Here is an 18,080-nt window from a genome sequence, read left to right on the forward strand (position 1 = left end):
AAATTGCTCCCTATCTTCTTGATTGCGCTCTTGATATAGTGTGACTTTTTTTTAAAGTAATTTTTAGCTGTTTTAGTCTATACCAAATTGAGTTTATTCCAAATCCAAGATTTTGTTTCATCTCTGCCAGAGTATGATCTGGATTCTTTGTAACATATTCTTCGAGTATTTTGGGGTCTATTTTTCGAATAAAGCTACCGTTTTAGATGGCTTGAGGCTTTCACCAGCAGCTTTCTTTTTTAACCAACGGTACAGAGTTGCTATTCCTATCTCCATAAGCTCTGCTACCTCAACCTTTGTCTTACCTTTTTCTATCATCAATACTGCCTTTTCCCTTAAATCCACACTATATGCCATTATAACTCAAATACTTTATTATACCTTTATCATTTACTTTAGGAAATACTATAGTTGTTGGCTGTATCAAAATTGCAGATAAAGCAGTAGCTACAACTTTATCAGCTACTTCATTTGTACACTTTGCCTTTTCCTGTTCTCTTATCAGTGTAAGCTCATTTATATCACTTAGTGAGTCAAATTTTGTTATATCCTCAAATATAAACGATTGCACGATGTCTTTCGGAATATTGAAAAAAGCCGAGTTACCAAGCGATAATGTCATATCTAACAAACTTTTCATTAAGCCGTTTCTCAAAACACATTTAGACAGTTCTTTTAAAAGAATTGGAACTCCAAAAATAAAAAATGCTCCTCTCACTAAATAGGTCGTTATTTCATATAACAATGCACCACACAAGAGTGCCAGTGGTCCAAATACTATAAAACCGCAAAGTAAAGGCAATGGCATGGTCTGACCTGATGATATTCTACCTATAAGCTCCATTGAAATTATAAACCCAATAAGTAACATAGCTCTACCTAGATATGTCCTTTCTTTAGAGCGTTTGTTAAAGTTTTTCTCACGTAACTTAGAAAAATCATTGTTAACTCTGACTTCAAAAATATTATGGTTGATTTTTAATTTTAGCTCTAAGTCCTCTATTCCATGATGCCACTTATGACAACTTACAATTTCATCAATTATCGTACTAACTTGATTATTGATTTTGTATAATTTGCTTTCTTGATATAAGTTGCCTTGATAATATTTTTCTCTCAAGTCTACACAATTTAAATTCTTTAAATCACATAAAAAATCTTTGATTTCTTGTGCCATTTTATTAGCATCATCTTTGTAGCCTACAGCTTTCAAAATTGTTACCAAGTGTTTATTTTCAATTTGAGCAATTGTTCTATCTAATGCACGTATATATTGCTTGGATTGAAAATATGAGATGATTTTTTCTTTACATCTATCCTCATTGCCTTCGTACAAACTATTTCTTTTGAAACTGCTGTCATGTTCTTTGGCAATTTCTAATGCATGAACCAATACATTTTGCGCCTTCACACTACTTTCACAGTGACAGTTTCTGATTATGTGTACATACGCTCTTGCACTGGTATCTCCAGATTTATCTATATTGTACGCTTTAGCCAAAAAGACTAAATAGTCAAACCCTGCCCAAAGATAATACATTACCTTTGTTATAGCACTCCCCACAGAAAATAAAGCTGAGCGTGTGCAAGATAATTTACCATTGTTTTTAATTCTGTTCTCATATGAACGAAGGTATGCCTCTGTACTTTTTAAAATCCTATGTAAATCTTGTTCTGTCTTTTTGACATCAAAATCATTTATATCATGAACTTTTTCATACGTTTCTTTTATCAAATCACTAGAAAACTTCTTCAGAGCTGAATCATCAATATTTCCTAATGCATCAATATTTTTACTAATATAGATTTCTATTTTTCTTCCAAGTTCTTCTCCCATTCTATTTTTTAGCAACTTATTGTATTTATTAGTAGCTGGAAACAAAACTTTCTGACAAAATTTCTGTGGTTCGTTTTTAAAATTTGCTAAGATCTTATTCACAAATAGCTCAACTTTTTCACCTGCAGCAGCGAAAAACCATGATTGTCTGCTCTCATTATGCTCTCTATTTCTTCCAAGATTCTGTAGGGCTTCAGATGGATTATTGAACTGACTAACCGAATCTGCAAATATTGATGCAACATGATTATATTCACTATCAAATCCACGACCTTTCGATCCATCTATAACCGTTGTTAACGCATATTTAGCTAATGCATCAAAATCTCTTTTTTCATAATCACAATAAATAGTTCGATATTTACCTATTTGATTACGTATTATCGCTGAAAAGGGTCTATTTTCTCCAATACCAAGATCATTTTTCCCAATTCCTGCAAAGATACATTTATTTTGTTTGCAGAAATCAATGAGACTATGTAGTATACCTTCCTCTCTTTCCATGAGGTCATGGAGCTCTTTGCTTAAGCGCCAATTATCAACTATTAACCTGCATTGCTCATTATCACCTCGACGCAATGCTTTAATTACTAACTTGATTTGCGGTAAGAGCTTGTTTCTAGCAAATTGCTCACTAAAGCCTTTTCTCTCTAGGTAGCTTATAATATTGTTATCATTAGTGGTGCTAACATTCTTTTTAACATCTTCTATCAATCCACTCAAACCTTCTCTTCTTTTTTTATCTAAAGTAATATTATCACACTTCATTAAATATGAGAGAGTAAGATCGATCATTGAATGCATTACTCTATATTTTAGATATTTAGCAGTACTACTGAAATCCACCTTTTCTTTTAATTCAGATATCTGCTCTTCTGTCAGACTAGGATGTTGCTTTTTAACGCAGCTTATAAAGTTCGCTTCGCGTAACTTGAGCCTATAGTCTTGATAAGATATCCCTTCAGGCTGAAATTTATTATACACTTCATAACGTGTACTACCTTCATATACTAAATTATCTCTACCCTGCAACGCAAAGTTAAGATTAACTATACTATTTACATCATCAGCTAAAAGCAGAGCACTTTCTCCAATTGGGCTTTGCACATTCCATCTTATAGAAGTTAATAAATCATCGGTATCAACAAGCTTATTGTAATTAAAAACTTCTTCGCTCTCTTCAACATATTCATGAGCTGGGCTCGATTTTTCTCTAGTAAATAAGCTACGCACGTTAGCAAGAAATCTAGAGAGCAGTTCTTTTGACTCTACACCAGTTGCTTTAGTTAGTACCCACCAAATTGGCAACATTACTATACCAAATATAAACATAGAAATTGTATAATATAAGTTTCCAATCAAAGCAGAATACAGCCAATGATCTGAAGTTAGACCAATTACAGCAGCAACATTACTATTTATAATAGGAAACAATACAGCTAAAGATATGATGGAGGTAGCAATATTCACGACTAATGCAAGAGTGAAATTTGCTCTCCTATTGGTTTTTGTAATAACACTTGCTGTTTCGATGGCGTTTCCAATACAACGTCTACTCAATCTTGTCGGGCTGATAACTTTTCCGCATCTATTTAAAATCCTTCTCTTTGGTGTTGCAGTTAGGTAAGTTGTAGGATAATCCTCATCAAGCTTGCACATATTCTCAAAATCCTGCTGCTTGTTAATACTGTCTGCTTCATCAACACTAATCCACAACTTGGTATTTTGGTCTTTAAATTTACGATCATTTTCTTGCTGTAATAACAGGTCATGTGTCACTATAATTGTTGTAGGTTTAGTTGCCTTCAGTGCATTTTTAATTTCCTCAGCAGTTTTAGGTGTCCTAATGTTTACAGTAAATGCACTACTCATCATTTTTTTAGCTTGGTTTACTAGATCACTGCTTGGTACTGCAACCAGATGATGAAATCCTGCTTGGGCTAGTACATGACTCAGTATTCCAATGTCGTAAGTCTTACCAAATCCAGTTTCTGCATCGATCATAACATTACAGTTAGCAATGGAAGGGTTTTTGAGATGTTCCAATATCCCTTTAACAACAGATTTACGACGTGCTACTATTATAGATTCCTTTGTATCATCAAGTTTTATAGATTCACCTTTTAGCTTGCAGTTGATTTTTTCTAAGCTACTTATAATACTTTGCCTTTCTTGATTACTGATAGAACTCACACATTACCCGCTATAATTATTACAATATTAATTGTATGTTAATTCAGTAAATTGTCAATTCTATGGACAAAAAGCTGATTTCAACTATCATATTAATATGAATATATGCCTCGGAATAATTACTTCTCCCCATGGAATCAAAGGAGCTGTCAAAATAAAAACCTTTACTGAAAAGCCCGAAAATATTTTCCTATATGGTGAACTAATAATCGGAAGTGAAAATTATAAAATAAGCTTGGTGTCTGTTGTCAGTAATAATTTAGTAATAGCAACAATTAGCGGTGTGAATTCCCGTAATGAAGCAGAGCTTTTAAGAAATAAAAAGTTATATATAGAAAGAGATAAGCTACCACAGTTAAATGATGAGGATGAATTTTACCAAGATGATCTTGTGAATATGGAAGTAAGACTAGAGAGTAATGAATTATATGGCTATGTGAAGTCTGTGAATAATTTCGGCTCGGGGGATATATTAGAAATTTTGGTTATCAGCACAAAAAAAAACATTATGTTATCTTTTACTAAAGAAGTATTTCCATACATCAACATGAAGGAAAGGTATATAGTAATCAACATGCCAGAATTCATTGGCCAATAAAAATTTTGATATTTGTATAAAGTTATTTATAATAATCAGACCAAATTAAAAGTGTAATTATGGCAGAAAGGGCTAATGATATCAGGCCAGGTCAGGTACTAGAACATAACGGTGGATTGTTTTTGGTTGTAAGTATTATGCATACTCAACCTGGTAAAGGTGGTGCATATATACAAGCTGAAATGAAAAATATCCAAACAGGAGCAAAGTACTATGAGAGGTTTCGCTCTGATGCAACAATCAGAAGGGCAATTTTAGATGAAGAGGAATATGTTTATCTCTTTACTGAAGGGAATATCGTAAATCTTATGCATCCAAGTAGTTACGAGCAGATTTTTATAAATTTAGACTTATTAGGGGAAAAGAAGGCTTATTTGCAAGATAATATGAAAATTAAAGTAGTAACTTATCAAGATAAAATAATTTCTGCACATGTGCCTGATCACGTTACACTAACTGTAAAAGAAACAGAGTCTGTTATCAAAGGGCAGACTGTTACTGCTTCTTATAAGCCTGCAATTTTGGAAAACGGAATACGTGTTAACGTGCCTCAATTTATAAAAGAAGGGGATAAAATTGTAGTACATACTCCTGATAACAGCTATTACGAAAGAGTAAAAGAGTAAATGGCCATTTCATCACCACGAATCAATGTGATGCTTGATTCTGTACGCAGTGCCTCCAAGCAGCTTATACGTGATTTTAATGAATTGCAAATTTCAAGCGTTAAGTCAGCAGACTTTATCAATAAAACTTATTCGAAATCCAAGCAACTTATATACGATTGCTTGAAAAACTACAACCAGAACTATGACTTTATTTTTGAAGACAATGTAGGCCAAGATCTAAAAGAAGGCAGTTATACTTGGTTTATTATGCCTATAGAAGGCAAGGAAAACCTTTTTAGTTGTATGGTTTATTTTGCAGTATCAGTTTGTCTCATTCATAAAAACAGAGTTGTAGCAGCTGTGATTGATGCTCCAGCCCTTAGAGAAACTTTCTGGGCAGAGGAAAAGAAAGGAGCTTTTCTTGAAGATTTCAAATCTCGCCATGTAAAAATGCGGATGAAAGCTCGTGAAGGGGGAATAATAGACATAAGTGGTAATTTGTTAAATAAATTACCACTTGACAATAATAATCTACGCTCCCTTGGCTCAACGGTACTAGGTTTTGCATATCTTGCTGCCGGAAGATACAATGGAATAATTTACTCTGGAATTAATAAATATAAAACTTCACTCGGTAGGCTTTTTCTGCAAGAAAGCGGTGGGAGATTAAGGGAAGATAACGCGCTTGTCATTGCTGGAGATATAAACTAAAGTTCATTCAAAAGAGCAAAAGTCACGTAGTGAAAATAATAAATGGTCTTACCTACCCCTCATTGCAGCAGGGTGGCAAAATAAGATAGACGAGAAAAGACAACTATAGGAACAAATAGGTGTCATTCCAGCACGTGACACTAGAATCCAGATTGTTTGTATCCGTTCAGAGGTGTGGTTTAAGAAACAACAGCTAGCAGGTTTTGAAAAGGGTTTAATTCCTTTTGTTTCCAAGTGGGAACGTTCAAAAAAGTGTGTCAAACCGAGAAGTAAAGTAATAAATTGATATAAAAAATGGAGGTTTGATATGAGTCAAGCAAATAGAACTAATGGGTTGGTAGATTATAAAGAATTAGAAACAAATATCCTGTCATCTATACGAGAAGGAAAACCATTGACAGGAAAAGATGGAGCATTAACACCGTTTATAAAAAGGTTGCTAGAGGCAAGTCTGGAAGGTGAAATAGAAAACCACATGTCAGCTAAAAGTGAAGAAAATAACCGAAGAAATGGGAGAAACGCAAAAACTTTACGCACGAGTGGAGGCTCATTTGAGCTGCTAACACCAAGAGATAGGGAGGGAAGTTTTGAACCACAAATAGTTAGAAAAAGGCAAACAAGCCTACATCCAGAACTTGAAGCAAAGGTATTAAGTACATACGCCAGTGGCATGGGATACAGAGACATAGCTTCACACGTTGAGGAAATATATGACCACAAAATATCAGCAGCAGAGATATCCAGTATTACTGATAAACTGCTACCAATAATCAATGAATGGCGCAGCCGTCCACTGCAATCAGTATATCCAATAGTGTTCATGGATGGCATGTTTTTTAAGGTTAAGGAGGATGGACATTGTGTAAGCAAGTGTATGTATAACATATTAGGCATAGATCAAAATGGCAGAAAAGAAGTATTAGGTTTTTATTTGGCTGAAAGTGAGGGAGCTAATTTCTGGTTGGGAGTGCTAAATGACCTCAAAGAAAGAGGAGTAGAAGATATTCTAATTGCCTGCATTGATGGGCTAAAAAGCTTTTCTACAGCTATAAATAGTATATTTCCTAAAGCAGAAGTACAACTATGTATAGTGCATCAGATAAGGAATTCACTGAAATATGTATCTAGCAAAGATGTAAAAGTTTTCATGAATGATTTGAAAAAAATATATCGTGCTTCAAGTAAAGAAATTGCCGAAAATTATTTGCTTGAACTGGAGGAAAAATGGGGCGAAAAGTATCCATTAGTCATAAAATCTTGGCAGAATAATTGGGAAAATTTGTCCAGTTATTTTAAGTATTCAGGTCCTGTTAGGAGGCTAATTTATACCACTAATCCTATTGAGGGACTGCACAGACAGATTAGAAAATTTACTAAAACCAAAGGCTCATTTACTAATACAAATGCCTTGTATAAACAGGTATATTGTGCTATAAAAAAAGTAGAGCAAAAATGGGCTATGGCTTTACCTAATTGGGCTTTAACTATATCTCAACTTGATATCTTTTTTCCTGATAGATTAAAAATTGAGTTGAATTAAAAATACGGTTTGACACACTTTTTTGAACGTTCCCTTTTTATCTAGTTTATGCAGGAGATCTATATTTATTGTTGAGTGTGATTTTAGGCATTTCTGCTAAAACGCAACTTTTAAATCGCCAAAATTTCTCCTTGCCTTTACTAATTCCGATTCTTGGAGTGCACACATAATCTGGTTTGAGGTGATATTCATAGAGACAAAATTCATGACTTATAGTAAGGTCTTGTTTATTATGTTCTTTTGTAATGTTTAATTTTTTGCACAGTATGCCTGGCCCGCCTAAATTTGCTTCAAGCGGTTCAGTGAGCTTTAATCCTCGTATTAACACTGCTGCTGGAAATCCTTCTGCTTCTGTTACAATATTTAGACAATAGTACATTCCATATATAAAATATACGTACGAAAACCCTGGCGTACCAAACATTACTGAGGTTCGATTAGTATAGCCTCTTGCTGCATGACAAGCTGGGTCATCCATTCCTATATACGCTTCAACTTCAGTTATTATTCCACTAAAATTAGAAAATTTCAGCATCTTCCCTAGCAGCTCCCCAGCTACGGTTAAAGTTGGCCGTTCATAGAAATTTCTTGGTAATATTGTGTTATTCATCATAGAAGTACAAGTTACTTACATTTGTAAGCAAGTTATACTATTTTTGCTTTTTCTTATTTATTTAGTCAAGAGCATCTCTGAGAAGTAGAAGTTGGTGTTGTTGTCACATTTGTTACATCTGTTGAAGGCTGCTGTAAAACCTTGACTGATTCAGAGCTCTTTTGTTGCAATTGCGGTACTAACGCTTCATATAAAGATTTTGGCTCACGTCTCTTAACTATTTTGACTTCTTTATTTGCACGCAACTGCTCTGCAGTAACACCGTTGCCTTCAAGTAGAGTTACACCATTCTTACCATCAATGTTAACTTTAATTTTGCATTCTCTTCCATCAACATACCACTTTAAAGTCATTTCATATAACCCACTAATTATTTCATAAACTCTTTCCTCATTATCACTATCATTATTAATATAGCAACATGCCCCCCTCTTTTTTTCTTGATTAGGATGACAAAATGTAATTGTTCTTACACCATACTCTTTACATATACTACCGCCTAGAAGTTTAGCTATATCTACTCCTTCTTTATTGGCATGTAGCACAACTCTCACGGTGGGGTAAACAATATTACCTTCCCTTTTGCCTTCTTTTATCATTATGGACCCTATAGTATGATTTTTCATACCTTCAGATATCTCTGCTTTAATTTGGTCAGCAATTTTACCTATGATCTCTTTGCCATGATAGTGAGATTCTCCTTTCTTCGGAGAAAAAGGCTCTTTGTTCGTAGTATTAGTGTCTGGATCATTCTGTAACTCAAAGAATTTATCCCATTCTTCATCACTGTCTAATTTTATATATCCACGCTTGTTTTTGTCTAATGCTGATTTAGACTTATTATGAGTACTATAGAATGCTGAAATGGTTCCAAAAAGCTTTTTAACATAACCTAAACCTAACATATATTACCTCTTACCATTAACAAAATATTAGTATGCAAACTTTGTCATAATTAATCAACAACTAATTTATCATAAATAAAATGAGCTGCTAAAAAGGTATAAATTGAGGTTAGGTAAAGCTTTTGGTATAATACCTAGTCAATTTGAATAGGCAAGTGATCTTAGCTAAAAAGACGTTTTTTATCTCATTTATTTTTGGGTTTATTCTCTTTCCCTATTTTATAAAACTTCTAAAAAAGATAAGTAAAGATGGACAACCAATCAGATCATATGGACCAGAAAGTCATTTAATAACAAAAAAGAATATACCACCTATGGGTGGAATAATAATACTCACTTCTGCTTTATTACCAATCCTGTTTTGGACTCAATTAACACAAGAAATTTTATTTTTAGTATTTATAACCCTATTTTTTGCTCTACTTGGATTTATTGATGACTATTTAAAATTGAAAACAAATCACCACCGAGGTTTAAGTGCAAAAACCAAAATACTTATTCAGTTTGTCGTTACTCTGGTCTGTATGTTTATACTTAAGCTACAATCTGCTGAAGGTTTTACAAAAATTTCTCTATTTAGAGAAGTAGCAATCGACCTTGGCTATCTATATCTTCCGTTTGCTGCATTTGTTATTGTTGGCTCTGCCAATGCTGTGAATCTCACAGATGGTTTGGATGGCCTTGCTGCAACTCAAGCCATTACTTCCTTTGCTTTTTTGGGACTAGTTGCATACATCACTCGGACAGATGTAAACATTACTTTCTTCTGCATTGCATTTATAGGAGCTATTTTAAGTTTCTTGTGGTTTAACACACATCCAGCAAAAATATTTATGGGTGATGTTGGAAGCCTATCAATCGGTGCAGCTTTAGGACTCACTAGTGTTCTAATTAAAAAAGAAATGCTTTTTGCCGTTATTGGAATAATCTTTGTAATAGAGACTTTATCTGTGATTATTCAGGTATCATATTTTAAATATACAAAATTTAGATATGGAGCAGGAAGAAGAATTTTCCTTATGACACCAATACATCATCACTTTGAAAAGAAAGGGTGGTCAGAAAATACAATAGTTATAAAATTTTGGATAATTTCTTTCGTTTGTTCGATTTTTGCTTTAACTTTCTTATTATAGGAACTATGAAATATCCAGATTTCACATTAGAAAATACATTATCAGGAATTATAGCAGGAGTAGATGAAGTTGGAAGAGGTCCGCTTGCCGGTCCAGTGATATCTGCAGCTGTAATATTTACTGATAGAGATACGGTTATTGATGGAATAAACGACTCAAAAAAGCTAACCCCTAAGTGTAGGCAAGTTCTATACGAAAAAATAACGCCTGTTGCAAAATTTGGTATAGGAATGGCAAGTGTAGAGGAGATAGACTCATACAATATCTTGCAAGCAACAAAGCTTTCAATGAAACGTGCTCTGGTAAATTTAGATTTAGAACTAGATTATGTGTTAGTTGATGGTAATCAACCACCTGAAGTAAAATGGCAAGTAAAATCTATAGTGAATGGTGATAGCTTAAGTATATCAATCGCAGCCGCTTCAATCGTTGCAAAAGTTACAAGAGATCGGCTTATGGAAGAATTGCATAATAAACATCCTCAATATAATTGGTATAAAAATAAAGGATATGGAACAAAAGAACACCTCAGCGCTATTGGCCTTCATGGAATTACGAAGCACCATAGAAAGAATTTTGCACCTATAAGAATACTATAGCCTTTAATCACTTACCTTTTTTGAAAGGTATGTTTTCATTAAACAGGCAGACTGTACTTGATCCGTTTCTTAAGGTAAATACCGAGCTTACTCTTTCAATTATCAGGTAGTCATCAACTGTACGAAAATTTATCAAGGACTCATATCCTGCAGAATCAACCATAAAAACTGCCGGGAAATCAGAGTTTATTTTATTAAATTGTAGATATGTAAATTTTCCGTCATCAAAAACCTTAATTGGTATTATTGATTGACTGCCTTTAACGTGCGAGATGGAATAGTTAAAATTCAAGCCTTTCTTTATAACCTCAATATCACTTATATCAGGGATAGTGGTATAACTAGCTTGCTCTAGAATATCACCGTTACTCGTTGAATAAATTTCATCACTGTTGAACAGTGGATAAAGAAACCTTACTTCATATGCTAACCTTGGATCATCTAGCCCGTTTGCTTCTTCAGCATGAAATTCGAAATAATAAACTCTTTTATTGGTAATTATAGTTGCATTAGTATCGGCAATATCATCTATAGGCTTAATAAATAATCTATTACCTTGAGGAAGGAGTTGCCAACCGGTTGCATCACCCATTGAAAGACTCTCTATTACCTCCCCTGGCTCAAACAATATGCTGGATTGATAACCATAAAAGCCCGTGTACTTATGTATAGCCTGTGGATTATAATTCATTACCTTTATGTGGTTATCACCAGCTATTGGTCTTGGTTCCTGTTTTGCAAGTGCATAACCACCACAAAAAAATAATAGTGCAACAAAGAGTACCCTAATCATAGTATCAAAATAAACTGATCTTTATTTTATCATTGATAGACATGTACTGCAACTATCAAGCTATCCCAGTAGTAAGCGACAGAAGATGCAAGCTTCATAATAATTCATTACTGCAGGAAAAAATTCTTTAAACATTATTTTCATATATGTTAAAATGAGTTGTGAGGTAAATTAGGGAGTGTTAAATAAACCATACGCGTCAAGTTAAGGAAAAGTGGTATAAGGAAGAAAGGAAACGAAAAAAACTATTTTATATATTAAGTAATAAAGTTATTAATTTATAGATTCTTCTGAAAAAATCATCTTCTTCTAGATAAGAACTCCCTAAAAAAATAAATGTAACAAATAAAATGCCCATCTCAAATGTTGCTATATTTCACGATATTTCCTTAACTTGACGCGTATGGTTTATTTAACACTTCCTGCAAATTAACTACAGATTTTATGTCTAGGTTACTCCACAAAATTTTTTCTTTCCTTATCCAAGATTCAAATTTATAGTATCGAGTCCTTTTCATGAAATATGAAGCCATCTCAAGTTATAGTTAAGCCTATATTCAGCGAATTACTTTCGCAAATACAATTGATTTTAGTGTTATAATGCTCTAACAGTAAAGAAGTCATATAGATACTAATGTTTTTTGTGTCCAAAGGAATATCATTTTTTTTTGTTAACTTGCTTACTAATGATGTGCTTATTGATCTATGTTCATTTTCTACTTTTATAGTTAGTAGTGTTTTATCTTCTGTTTTAGCCAGCAAAATAGACACTAATTCAATTTGTGCCACTGCACTGACTATAGTTATCACCATATTGGAGATTATCTTATTTATTCTTTCAATTAAGTCTTCTGTAGGGCATTCACTTATCTTCCACTTAAGCTTTACTTTTTTTTTAATAAATAATTTTCTATATTGGATTTAGTCTTATCAAAGCTGCTATTATCTGATGAACGAGAATACGCTTGCTTCATAACTTTATATTTATATATTAAATCATTAGAGCTTTCTTCAAGTAGTGATGTTATTTCTTTTAGCATATTAGAATTGTTTTCTTCAAGCTCTTCCAATCCACCCACTATTCCTTGCATAGAACTAGCAAAATCATGAAGAATTCGTCCTGATAGGCATTCTGTTATTAACATTATGTTTTTATTCATTGGATAAAAGTATAAATGATTTAAGTTAACCCTATATTGGTAGGCACGTAGTAGTCAATTTAAGAGAAAGTTTCGTTGCGCTTTTTGTGTCAAAGCATTAATGTAGTATTAATAATTATAAGATTTATGAAGGCGCTATGAGTACTTATGCTAAATCTGGAATAGACCTTAAACTATATAATGAACTAATAAAAAAAGTTAAACCTATTATTGAAAAGACTAAAGGAGAAGAAGTAATTAGTGAAGTAGGATCATTTTCCGCATTGTTTGACTTTTCTTCGCTGAGTAAGAAATACGACCATCCAGTACTTGTTTCCTCAACTGATGGAGTGGGCACAAAACTATTAATAGCTCAAGAGGTGAATAAGCATGATACTATAGGTATAGACTTAGTTGCAATGTGTGTAAATGATTTACTTGCACAAGGAGCAACACCTTTATTTTTCCTTGATTACTTTGCAACAGGCGTTTTAAACAAAAACGTTTTATTGTCTGTAATCCAGGGCATTGCAGAAGGGTGCAAGGAATCTAAAATAGCATTAGTTGGTGGAGAAACTGCAGAAATGCCTGGAATGTATGGTAACAATCACTATGACCTTGCAGGGTTTGTGGTTGGTGTTGTTGATCGAAAGCAAATTCTTCCAAACTGTAGTATAATGAAAGCAGGTGACTGTGTAGTTGGTTTAGAATCAAATGGAATTCACTCAAATGGATTTTCTTTGGTGCGCCATATTTTTAAAAGCTTAGGTATAAATTATAATGATATATCTCCATGGAATAATAAATCTTGGGGTGAAATATTACTGAAGCCAACAAAGATATATGTTGATTCTTTGTTGCCTATTATGCCAAAGGTAAAAGGCATTGCGCATATAACAGGTGGCGGGTTAATAGACAATATTCCAAGAATTCTCTCAGGAAATTTATTTGTAGACATAAATATTAATTCTTGGAAATGGCCAGATATATTTTTATGGCTGAAAGAAGAAGGCAAAATAGAAAAGAGAGAAATGTTAAAAACATTTAATTGCGGCATAGGTATAGTACTGATTGTAGATCCCGATAATATGAAGGATGTGGAAAGCCATTTCCAAAAGCGTGGAGAAAAAATTGAGATTATTGGAAAACTTGATGAAGCATGTCAGCCTCCACTTGATAGAGTAGTATTTAGTTAGTCTAACTTTACCGACAGTCTTTTTGCAACTTCTGAGTATGCTTCCTTTAAGTTTCCTAGATTTAAACGGAAAACATCTTTGTCTAGCTTTTTATGAGTATTTTTATCCCATAGCCTACAATTATCAGGGCTGATTTCATCGGCTAAAATGATTTTAGTGCTGTTGTTTATCAATTTGCCAAATTCTAACTTGAGATCAACTAAATATATATTTGCATTTGAAAATAGGTCGACTAAGATTTTGTTGATCTTTAAAGTTGTAGTTTTAACTTCTTCCATTTCTTTATGGGATAACCAACCAAAATATAGTATGTGATTTTCATTCACCATTGGGTCGACTAGGTCATCATTTTTGTAAAAAAACTCGATTATAGGAGATGTAAGTGCCTCACCTTCTTTGATATTAAAACGTTTGCAAAAGCTGCCAGCTGCAATATTTCTAACCACTACCTCAAGAGGTATTATCTTGAGCTTTTTGACTAGCTGTTCTCTTTCGTTTAGAGCTTTTATAAAGTGCGTGCTAATTCCTGCTTCTTCAAGCTTTTCCATGATAAAAGCACTAACATGATTATTAATTATTCCTTTGCCCTCAATAATTTCATATTTTTCCTTATTGAATGCTGTAACATCATCTTTAAAGTACTGTATAACAGTTGATGAGTCTTCAGTTTCAATAATGACTTTGGCTTTACCTTCGTATATAGTTTTATTCAGTGGCATATTTAATTTAACTATGTATCATATCAATTTACTGTTCTTAGAGTATAGCCCCAAATAACTTAAAATAAACCTTAATGGCGTTCAATGTTACAATATTAACCATATTTCCAGAAATGTTCCCCGGATTTTTGAACTATTCTCTTGCTGGAAGAGCGTTGGAAAAAAAAATATGGAATCTTGAAATAGTAAATATTCGTTCTTTTGCTAAAGATAAACATTCAACTGTGGATGATGTTCCATATGGAGGTGGAGCAGGGATGGTTATGCGCCCAGATGTGATTGGTAATGCAGTTGATAATGTGCTTTCTGCTCATAAAAATACTAGATTTATTTATATGACTCCATCTGGTACAAAATTTAATCAGAGAATTGCAAAGGAGTTAACAGAAATTCCTCATGTAACAATATTGTGTGGTCGATTTGAAGGTGTTGACCAAAGAGTAATTGATGTGTATACTCCTTATGAGTTAAGTATTGGAGATTATATACTTTCGGGAGGTGAGCCAGCTGCGATGGTGGTTCTTGATGCATGTATTAGGCTTCTTCCAGGTGTAGTAAATAATTTCGATAGCGTTGCTGAAGAAAGTTTTAGTTATAGTGGTGGTATGCTTGAATATCCTCAATATACTAGGCCTGAGCAGTGGAGTAGGTACAAAGTTCCTGAGGTTCTGTTGTCTGGCAATCACAGAAAAATAAGTGATTGGAGAAGGGAACAGTCATACGTTAGAACAAAGGAACGTCGACCTGAATTGTTGAATGGAGATGATAAATGACAAACTTGCTTGAAAAATTTAACGAACAACAAATACAAAGATTAGCCAAAGAGATGCCGGTTTTTTGTCCTGGCGATGATTTGAAGGTCACTTTTAAGGTAGTTGATAGTACGGGTGAGCGTATACAGATATTTGAGGGCGTATGTATATCAAAAAGAAATCGTGGATTACACTCTTCTTTTTCAGTTAGAAAGGTAAGTCATGGAGAAAGTATAGTATCACAATTTTTTGTTTACTCTCCTGCATTAATTTCAGTACAAGTGATGAGAAAGGGAAAGGTCCGTAGAGCAAAATTATATTATCTGTGCAAGCTATTTGGGAAAGCTGCAAGGATCAAAGAACGTACTACTTATGTTAAAAAAAAATCTAAGTAGATACAATAGGGAGTGATGTCAATTGTATCATCTCAAAACCCTCTCTTATTATCCCAATGTGTGACGCACAACTGTACTTTGCCTCCCGCTGTGGTGTCATCCCAGTGTTTGACACTGGAATCTAGATTCTCCTTTTGGTTTGTGCTTTCATGGAAAATATAAAAATTATTTGCAGGCAAAGCCTGCTAGATCTCAGTGTCAAGCACTGGAAAAAGGGGAAAGTTTTTTCAAATCCTCATGTAAAGAAAAGTAAATGAGTATAAAGAAAAACTTTCTTAAGTTACTTCAATCTAAGCGCGTACATGCTCGTGTAAAAAGAAAAAATAAAAAGAACAGAGCGTTACGCTTTTGTTCTTTCACGGCACTAGTTATCTCACTTGGCTGTCCTGTGTGTATATTGTTGAGTATATTAGTTAACTCTTACAGTGCTTTAACAGTAACGAAAATTTTATTGCCAGTTGAAATAAATGCTGATCTTATTTTAACTAATAATCCTGGTGATTTACGATATAAGTCCATTGGCTTACTCAACAATTCTTTACGTAAGGTGTTTGAAGGAACTGATTTTAAAGACGGTGACGAAATTTTAAGTCGTAATTCTTACAAAGAACTAGAGAAATTTTTTCGTAAGAGAGTAAAAAATAGTGGTGAATATGAGATCTGGTTTACCGCGTCAAGTATAATTAATTCAATAAATAAAGATAAACATTTGAATGATCGTTATGCTAAATTACTTGATTGGCTAAAAGAAAAGGGGAGAGTGAAAAAATTTTTTAATAAGTCTTTATTCCTTAAATCTGACTCTCGTGAACCTGAGAATGCAGGGATTTTAGGGGCATTTATCGGTTCATTAATGACAATTATAGTATGCTTAGCGTTGGCATTGCCAATAGGAATTATGTCAGGTATCTGTCTTTATGAATTTATGCCTAGAAATAGGCTAATAACCAGTATTGTAGAAATTAGCATGAATAACCTTGCTGCAGTGCCTTCAATAATATTTGGTGTGGTAGGACTGACTCTCTACTTGGGCATATTTGGGTTACCCCGTTCTTCACCGCTTGTTGGCGGGATGACTCTTTCATTTATGATGCTGCCTAATATTATTATTGCAACAAAAAATGCCTTTACAAACGTTCCTATTGCAATAAAAGATGCAGCGTTTGCGCTAGGTGCACCTCACATCAAGGTGATATTGGATCACTCTTTACCGATTGCATTGCCACGGATAATACATGGTGCAGTGCTTGCAATTGCAAGGATTTTAGGCGAATCTTCCCCTTTACTTATGATAGGCATGGTAGCATTTATTGCTGATACACCTACATCCTTCTTCGATCCGGCAACTGTTTTACCTGTACAAATATACATATGGTCAAGTAGTCCTGAAATTGCATTTATTGAGCTTGCTGCCATTGCAATTATAGCTTTATTGTTAATGCTATTTGCTTTGAATTTAATAGCAAATTTTGTAAAAAGAAAGTTTGAGTTTTTTGATTCATGAAAATTATTGTTTTATCTGGTTATGGCTTGAATTGTGAAAAAGAAACTGCATTTGCATTTATGGAATGCAGCAGAAAGCTTGGTATTAATAATATTGAAGTAAAAATCGTTCACATTAATGAAGTTATAAGTAATTCAGATGAACTAAAATCAAGTAATATACTTGCAATTCCAGGAGGTTTTTCTTACGGTGATGACACTGGTGCTGGCAATGCATTTGCTTTGCGTATAAAAAACAACTTGTTAGACGAATTTCAAAATTTCTTATCTCAGGATAAGCTTATTATAGGGATATGTAATGGTTGCCAGATATTAGTAAAGTTAGTTCCAGAATTCTCTAATCTAGCTTTAACCTCTAATGATATAGGTAATTACCAATGTCGTTGGATTAGAGTGAGAGTTAATCCGCAGAGTAATTCTGTTTGGCTACGGGGCCTGAGTGAACTATATCTCCCTATTGCTCATGGGGAAGGCAAATTTTTTATGGATCAAGATACTTTGAATCAATTGATTGAAAATAATTCCGTTGCACTGCGTTACGTTGATGAAAATGGTGACTATGCAAATTTACAATTTCCTTACAATCCAAACGGATCTATATACGACCTGGCAGCTTTATCAGATAAAAGTGGAAGAGTACTAGCTTTAATGCCTCACCCAGAGAGAGGAATATTTTTTACTCAGCAGGACAACTGGCCTCTTGAAAAAGAAAAATGTAAACGTTCAGGAGTGGCTATGCCAAAATATGGTGATGGAATGCTCATATTTGAGAATGCACTAAAATATTTGTATCCGTTCAGAGGTGTGGCAAGGATAAAAAACAATTGACATAATATATTAAAG

Annotated in this window: 20 protein-coding genes; 11 read left to right on the top strand and 9 right to left on the bottom strand. The window is 33.7% G+C overall.

Annotated elements, in window-relative coordinates; genetic code table 11:
- Positions 1-10: 10 nt before the first annotated feature.
- From OM962_RS02440 to OM962_RS02450, 3 genes are read right to left on the bottom strand one after another with little or no spacing between them, the layout of a single operon-like run.
- On the bottom strand, positions 11-190 hold the full coding sequence (locus tag OM962_RS02440; protein WP_319606739.1) for an IS630 transposase-related protein: 180 nt from the start codon (positions 188-190) through the stop codon (positions 11-13).
- Positions 178-357: a transposase gene (locus tag OM962_RS02445; RefSeq protein WP_264330453.1), complete on the bottom strand. Its 180-nt coding sequence runs from the start codon at positions 355-357 to the stop codon at positions 178-180. The genes OM962_RS02440 and OM962_RS02445 overlap by 13 nt, the downstream gene beginning before the upstream one ends.
- A complete protein-coding gene (locus OM962_RS02450; RefSeq protein ID WP_264330692.1) occupies positions 347-4,030 on the bottom strand; it encodes a DEAD/DEAH box helicase in 3,684 nt (1,227 codons plus the stop codon). Before OM962_RS02450 ends, OM962_RS02445 begins: the two co-directional genes overlap by 11 nt.
- A 97-nt stretch (positions 4,031-4,127) precedes the next feature.
- Between OM962_RS02450 and rimM the strand changes: the two genes are divergently transcribed.
- The 4 genes from rimM to OM962_RS02470 all read left to right on the top strand — a co-directional run bounded on the left by rimM (position 4,128) and on the right by OM962_RS02470 (position 7,487).
- Entirely contained in the window at positions 4,128-4,628 is a 501-nt protein-coding gene (rimM, locus tag OM962_RS02455; protein ID WP_006014540.1) for a ribosome maturation factor RimM, read from the top strand.
- A gap of 59 nt (positions 4,629-4,687) precedes the next feature.
- Entirely contained in the window at positions 4,688-5,254 is a 567-nt protein-coding gene (gene efp / locus OM962_RS02460; RefSeq protein WP_264330693.1) for an elongation factor P, read from the top strand.
- A complete protein-coding gene (locus OM962_RS02465; protein ID WP_264330694.1) occupies positions 5,255-5,947 on the top strand; it encodes an inositol monophosphatase family protein in 693 nt (230 codons plus the stop codon).
- A gap of 307 nt (positions 5,948-6,254) precedes the next feature.
- On the top strand, positions 6,255-7,487 hold the full coding sequence (locus OM962_RS02470; RefSeq protein ID WP_264330447.1) for an IS256 family transposase: 1,233 nt from the start codon (positions 6,255-6,257) through the stop codon (positions 7,485-7,487).
- A 46-nt stretch (positions 7,488-7,533) separates the two neighbouring features.
- Here OM962_RS02470 and OM962_RS02475 read toward each other — a convergent pair whose 3' ends face one another.
- Both OM962_RS02475 and OM962_RS02480 read right to left on the bottom strand, forming a co-directional pair.
- Entirely contained in the window at positions 7,534-8,097 is a 564-nt protein-coding gene (locus OM962_RS02475) for a DNA-3-methyladenine glycosylase (RefSeq protein ID WP_264331007.1), read from the bottom strand.
- A gap of 68 nt (positions 8,098-8,165) precedes the next feature.
- On the bottom strand, positions 8,166-9,005 hold the full coding sequence (locus OM962_RS02480; protein ID WP_264330695.1) for a hypothetical protein: 840 nt from the start codon (positions 9,003-9,005) through the stop codon (positions 8,166-8,168).
- A gap of 155 nt (positions 9,006-9,160) precedes the next feature.
- Here OM962_RS02480 and mraY point away from each other — a divergent pair, with 155 nt between their 5' ends.
- Complete coding sequence (mraY, locus tag OM962_RS02485; RefSeq protein ID WP_264330696.1) at positions 9,161-10,141, top strand: phospho-N-acetylmuramoyl-pentapeptide-transferase; 981 nt, start codon at positions 9,161-9,163, stop codon at positions 10,139-10,141.
- A 5-nt stretch (positions 10,142-10,146) separates the two neighbouring features.
- On the top strand, positions 10,147-10,740 hold the full coding sequence (locus OM962_RS02490; RefSeq protein WP_264330697.1) for a ribonuclease HII: 594 nt from the start codon (positions 10,147-10,149) through the stop codon (positions 10,738-10,740).
- A gap of 7 nt (positions 10,741-10,747) precedes the next feature.
- Here the strand turns inward: OM962_RS02490 and virB9 are convergent, their stop codons facing one another.
- From virB9 to OM962_RS02505, 3 genes are all read right to left on the bottom strand, one after another.
- Complete coding sequence (gene virB9 / locus OM962_RS02495) at positions 10,748-11,533, bottom strand: P-type conjugative transfer protein VirB9 (protein ID WP_006014058.1); 786 nt, start codon at positions 11,531-11,533, stop codon at positions 10,748-10,750.
- Positions 11,534-12,067: 534 nt separating this feature from the next.
- Complete coding sequence (locus tag OM962_RS02500) at positions 12,068-12,403, bottom strand: histidine phosphotransferase family protein (RefSeq protein ID WP_264331008.1); 336 nt, start codon at positions 12,401-12,403, stop codon at positions 12,068-12,070.
- Positions 12,404-12,417: 14 nt separating this feature from the next.
- Positions 12,418-12,693 (bottom strand): hypothetical protein, encoded by a 276-nt coding sequence (locus tag OM962_RS02505; protein ID WP_264330698.1) that lies wholly within the window; start codon positions 12,691-12,693, stop codon positions 12,418-12,420.
- Between the two features lie 137 nt (positions 12,694-12,830).
- Between OM962_RS02505 and purM the strand changes: the two genes are divergently transcribed.
- Positions 12,831-13,868, top strand: coding sequence for a phosphoribosylformylglycinamidine cyclo-ligase (purM, locus tag OM962_RS02510; RefSeq protein WP_264330699.1), 1,038 nt, complete (start codon positions 12,831-12,833; stop codon positions 13,866-13,868).
- On the opposite strand, the gene purC is transcribed toward purM, so the two are convergent.
- Positions 13,865-14,587 (bottom strand): phosphoribosylaminoimidazolesuccinocarboxamide synthase, encoded by a 723-nt coding sequence (purC, locus tag OM962_RS02515; RefSeq protein ID WP_264330700.1) that lies wholly within the window; start codon positions 14,585-14,587, stop codon positions 13,865-13,867. The two genes, purM and purC, sit on opposite strands and share 4 nt — an antisense overlap.
- A 74-nt stretch (positions 14,588-14,661) precedes the next feature.
- Between purC and trmD the strand changes: the two genes are divergently transcribed.
- From trmD to OM962_RS02535, 4 genes are all read left to right on the top strand, one after another.
- Positions 14,662-15,360: a tRNA (guanosine(37)-N1)-methyltransferase TrmD gene (trmD, locus tag OM962_RS02520; RefSeq protein ID WP_063630865.1), complete on the top strand. Its 699-nt coding sequence runs from the start codon at positions 14,662-14,664 to the stop codon at positions 15,358-15,360.
- A complete protein-coding gene (gene rplS / locus OM962_RS02525; RefSeq protein ID WP_006014069.1) occupies positions 15,357-15,734 on the top strand; it encodes a 50S ribosomal protein L19 in 378 nt (125 codons plus the stop codon). Before trmD ends, rplS begins: the two co-directional genes overlap by 4 nt.
- Positions 15,735-15,987: 253 nt before the next feature.
- Complete coding sequence (locus OM962_RS02530) at positions 15,988-17,238, top strand: PstA family ABC transporter permease (RefSeq protein WP_264330701.1); 1,251 nt, start codon at positions 15,988-15,990, stop codon at positions 17,236-17,238.
- Positions 17,235-18,065, top strand: coding sequence for a phosphoribosylformylglycinamidine synthase subunit PurQ (locus OM962_RS02535; protein WP_264330702.1), 831 nt, complete (start codon positions 17,235-17,237; stop codon positions 18,063-18,065). Before OM962_RS02530 ends, OM962_RS02535 begins: the two co-directional genes overlap by 4 nt.
- The last annotated feature ends 15 nt before the right edge of the window (positions 18,066-18,080 follow it).

The sequence above is a fragment of the Wolbachia endosymbiont (group B) of Erebia ligea genome, assembly GCF_947179575.1.
Taxonomy (GTDB): Bacteria; Pseudomonadota; Alphaproteobacteria; order Rickettsiales; family Anaplasmataceae; genus Wolbachia; species Wolbachia pipientis_C.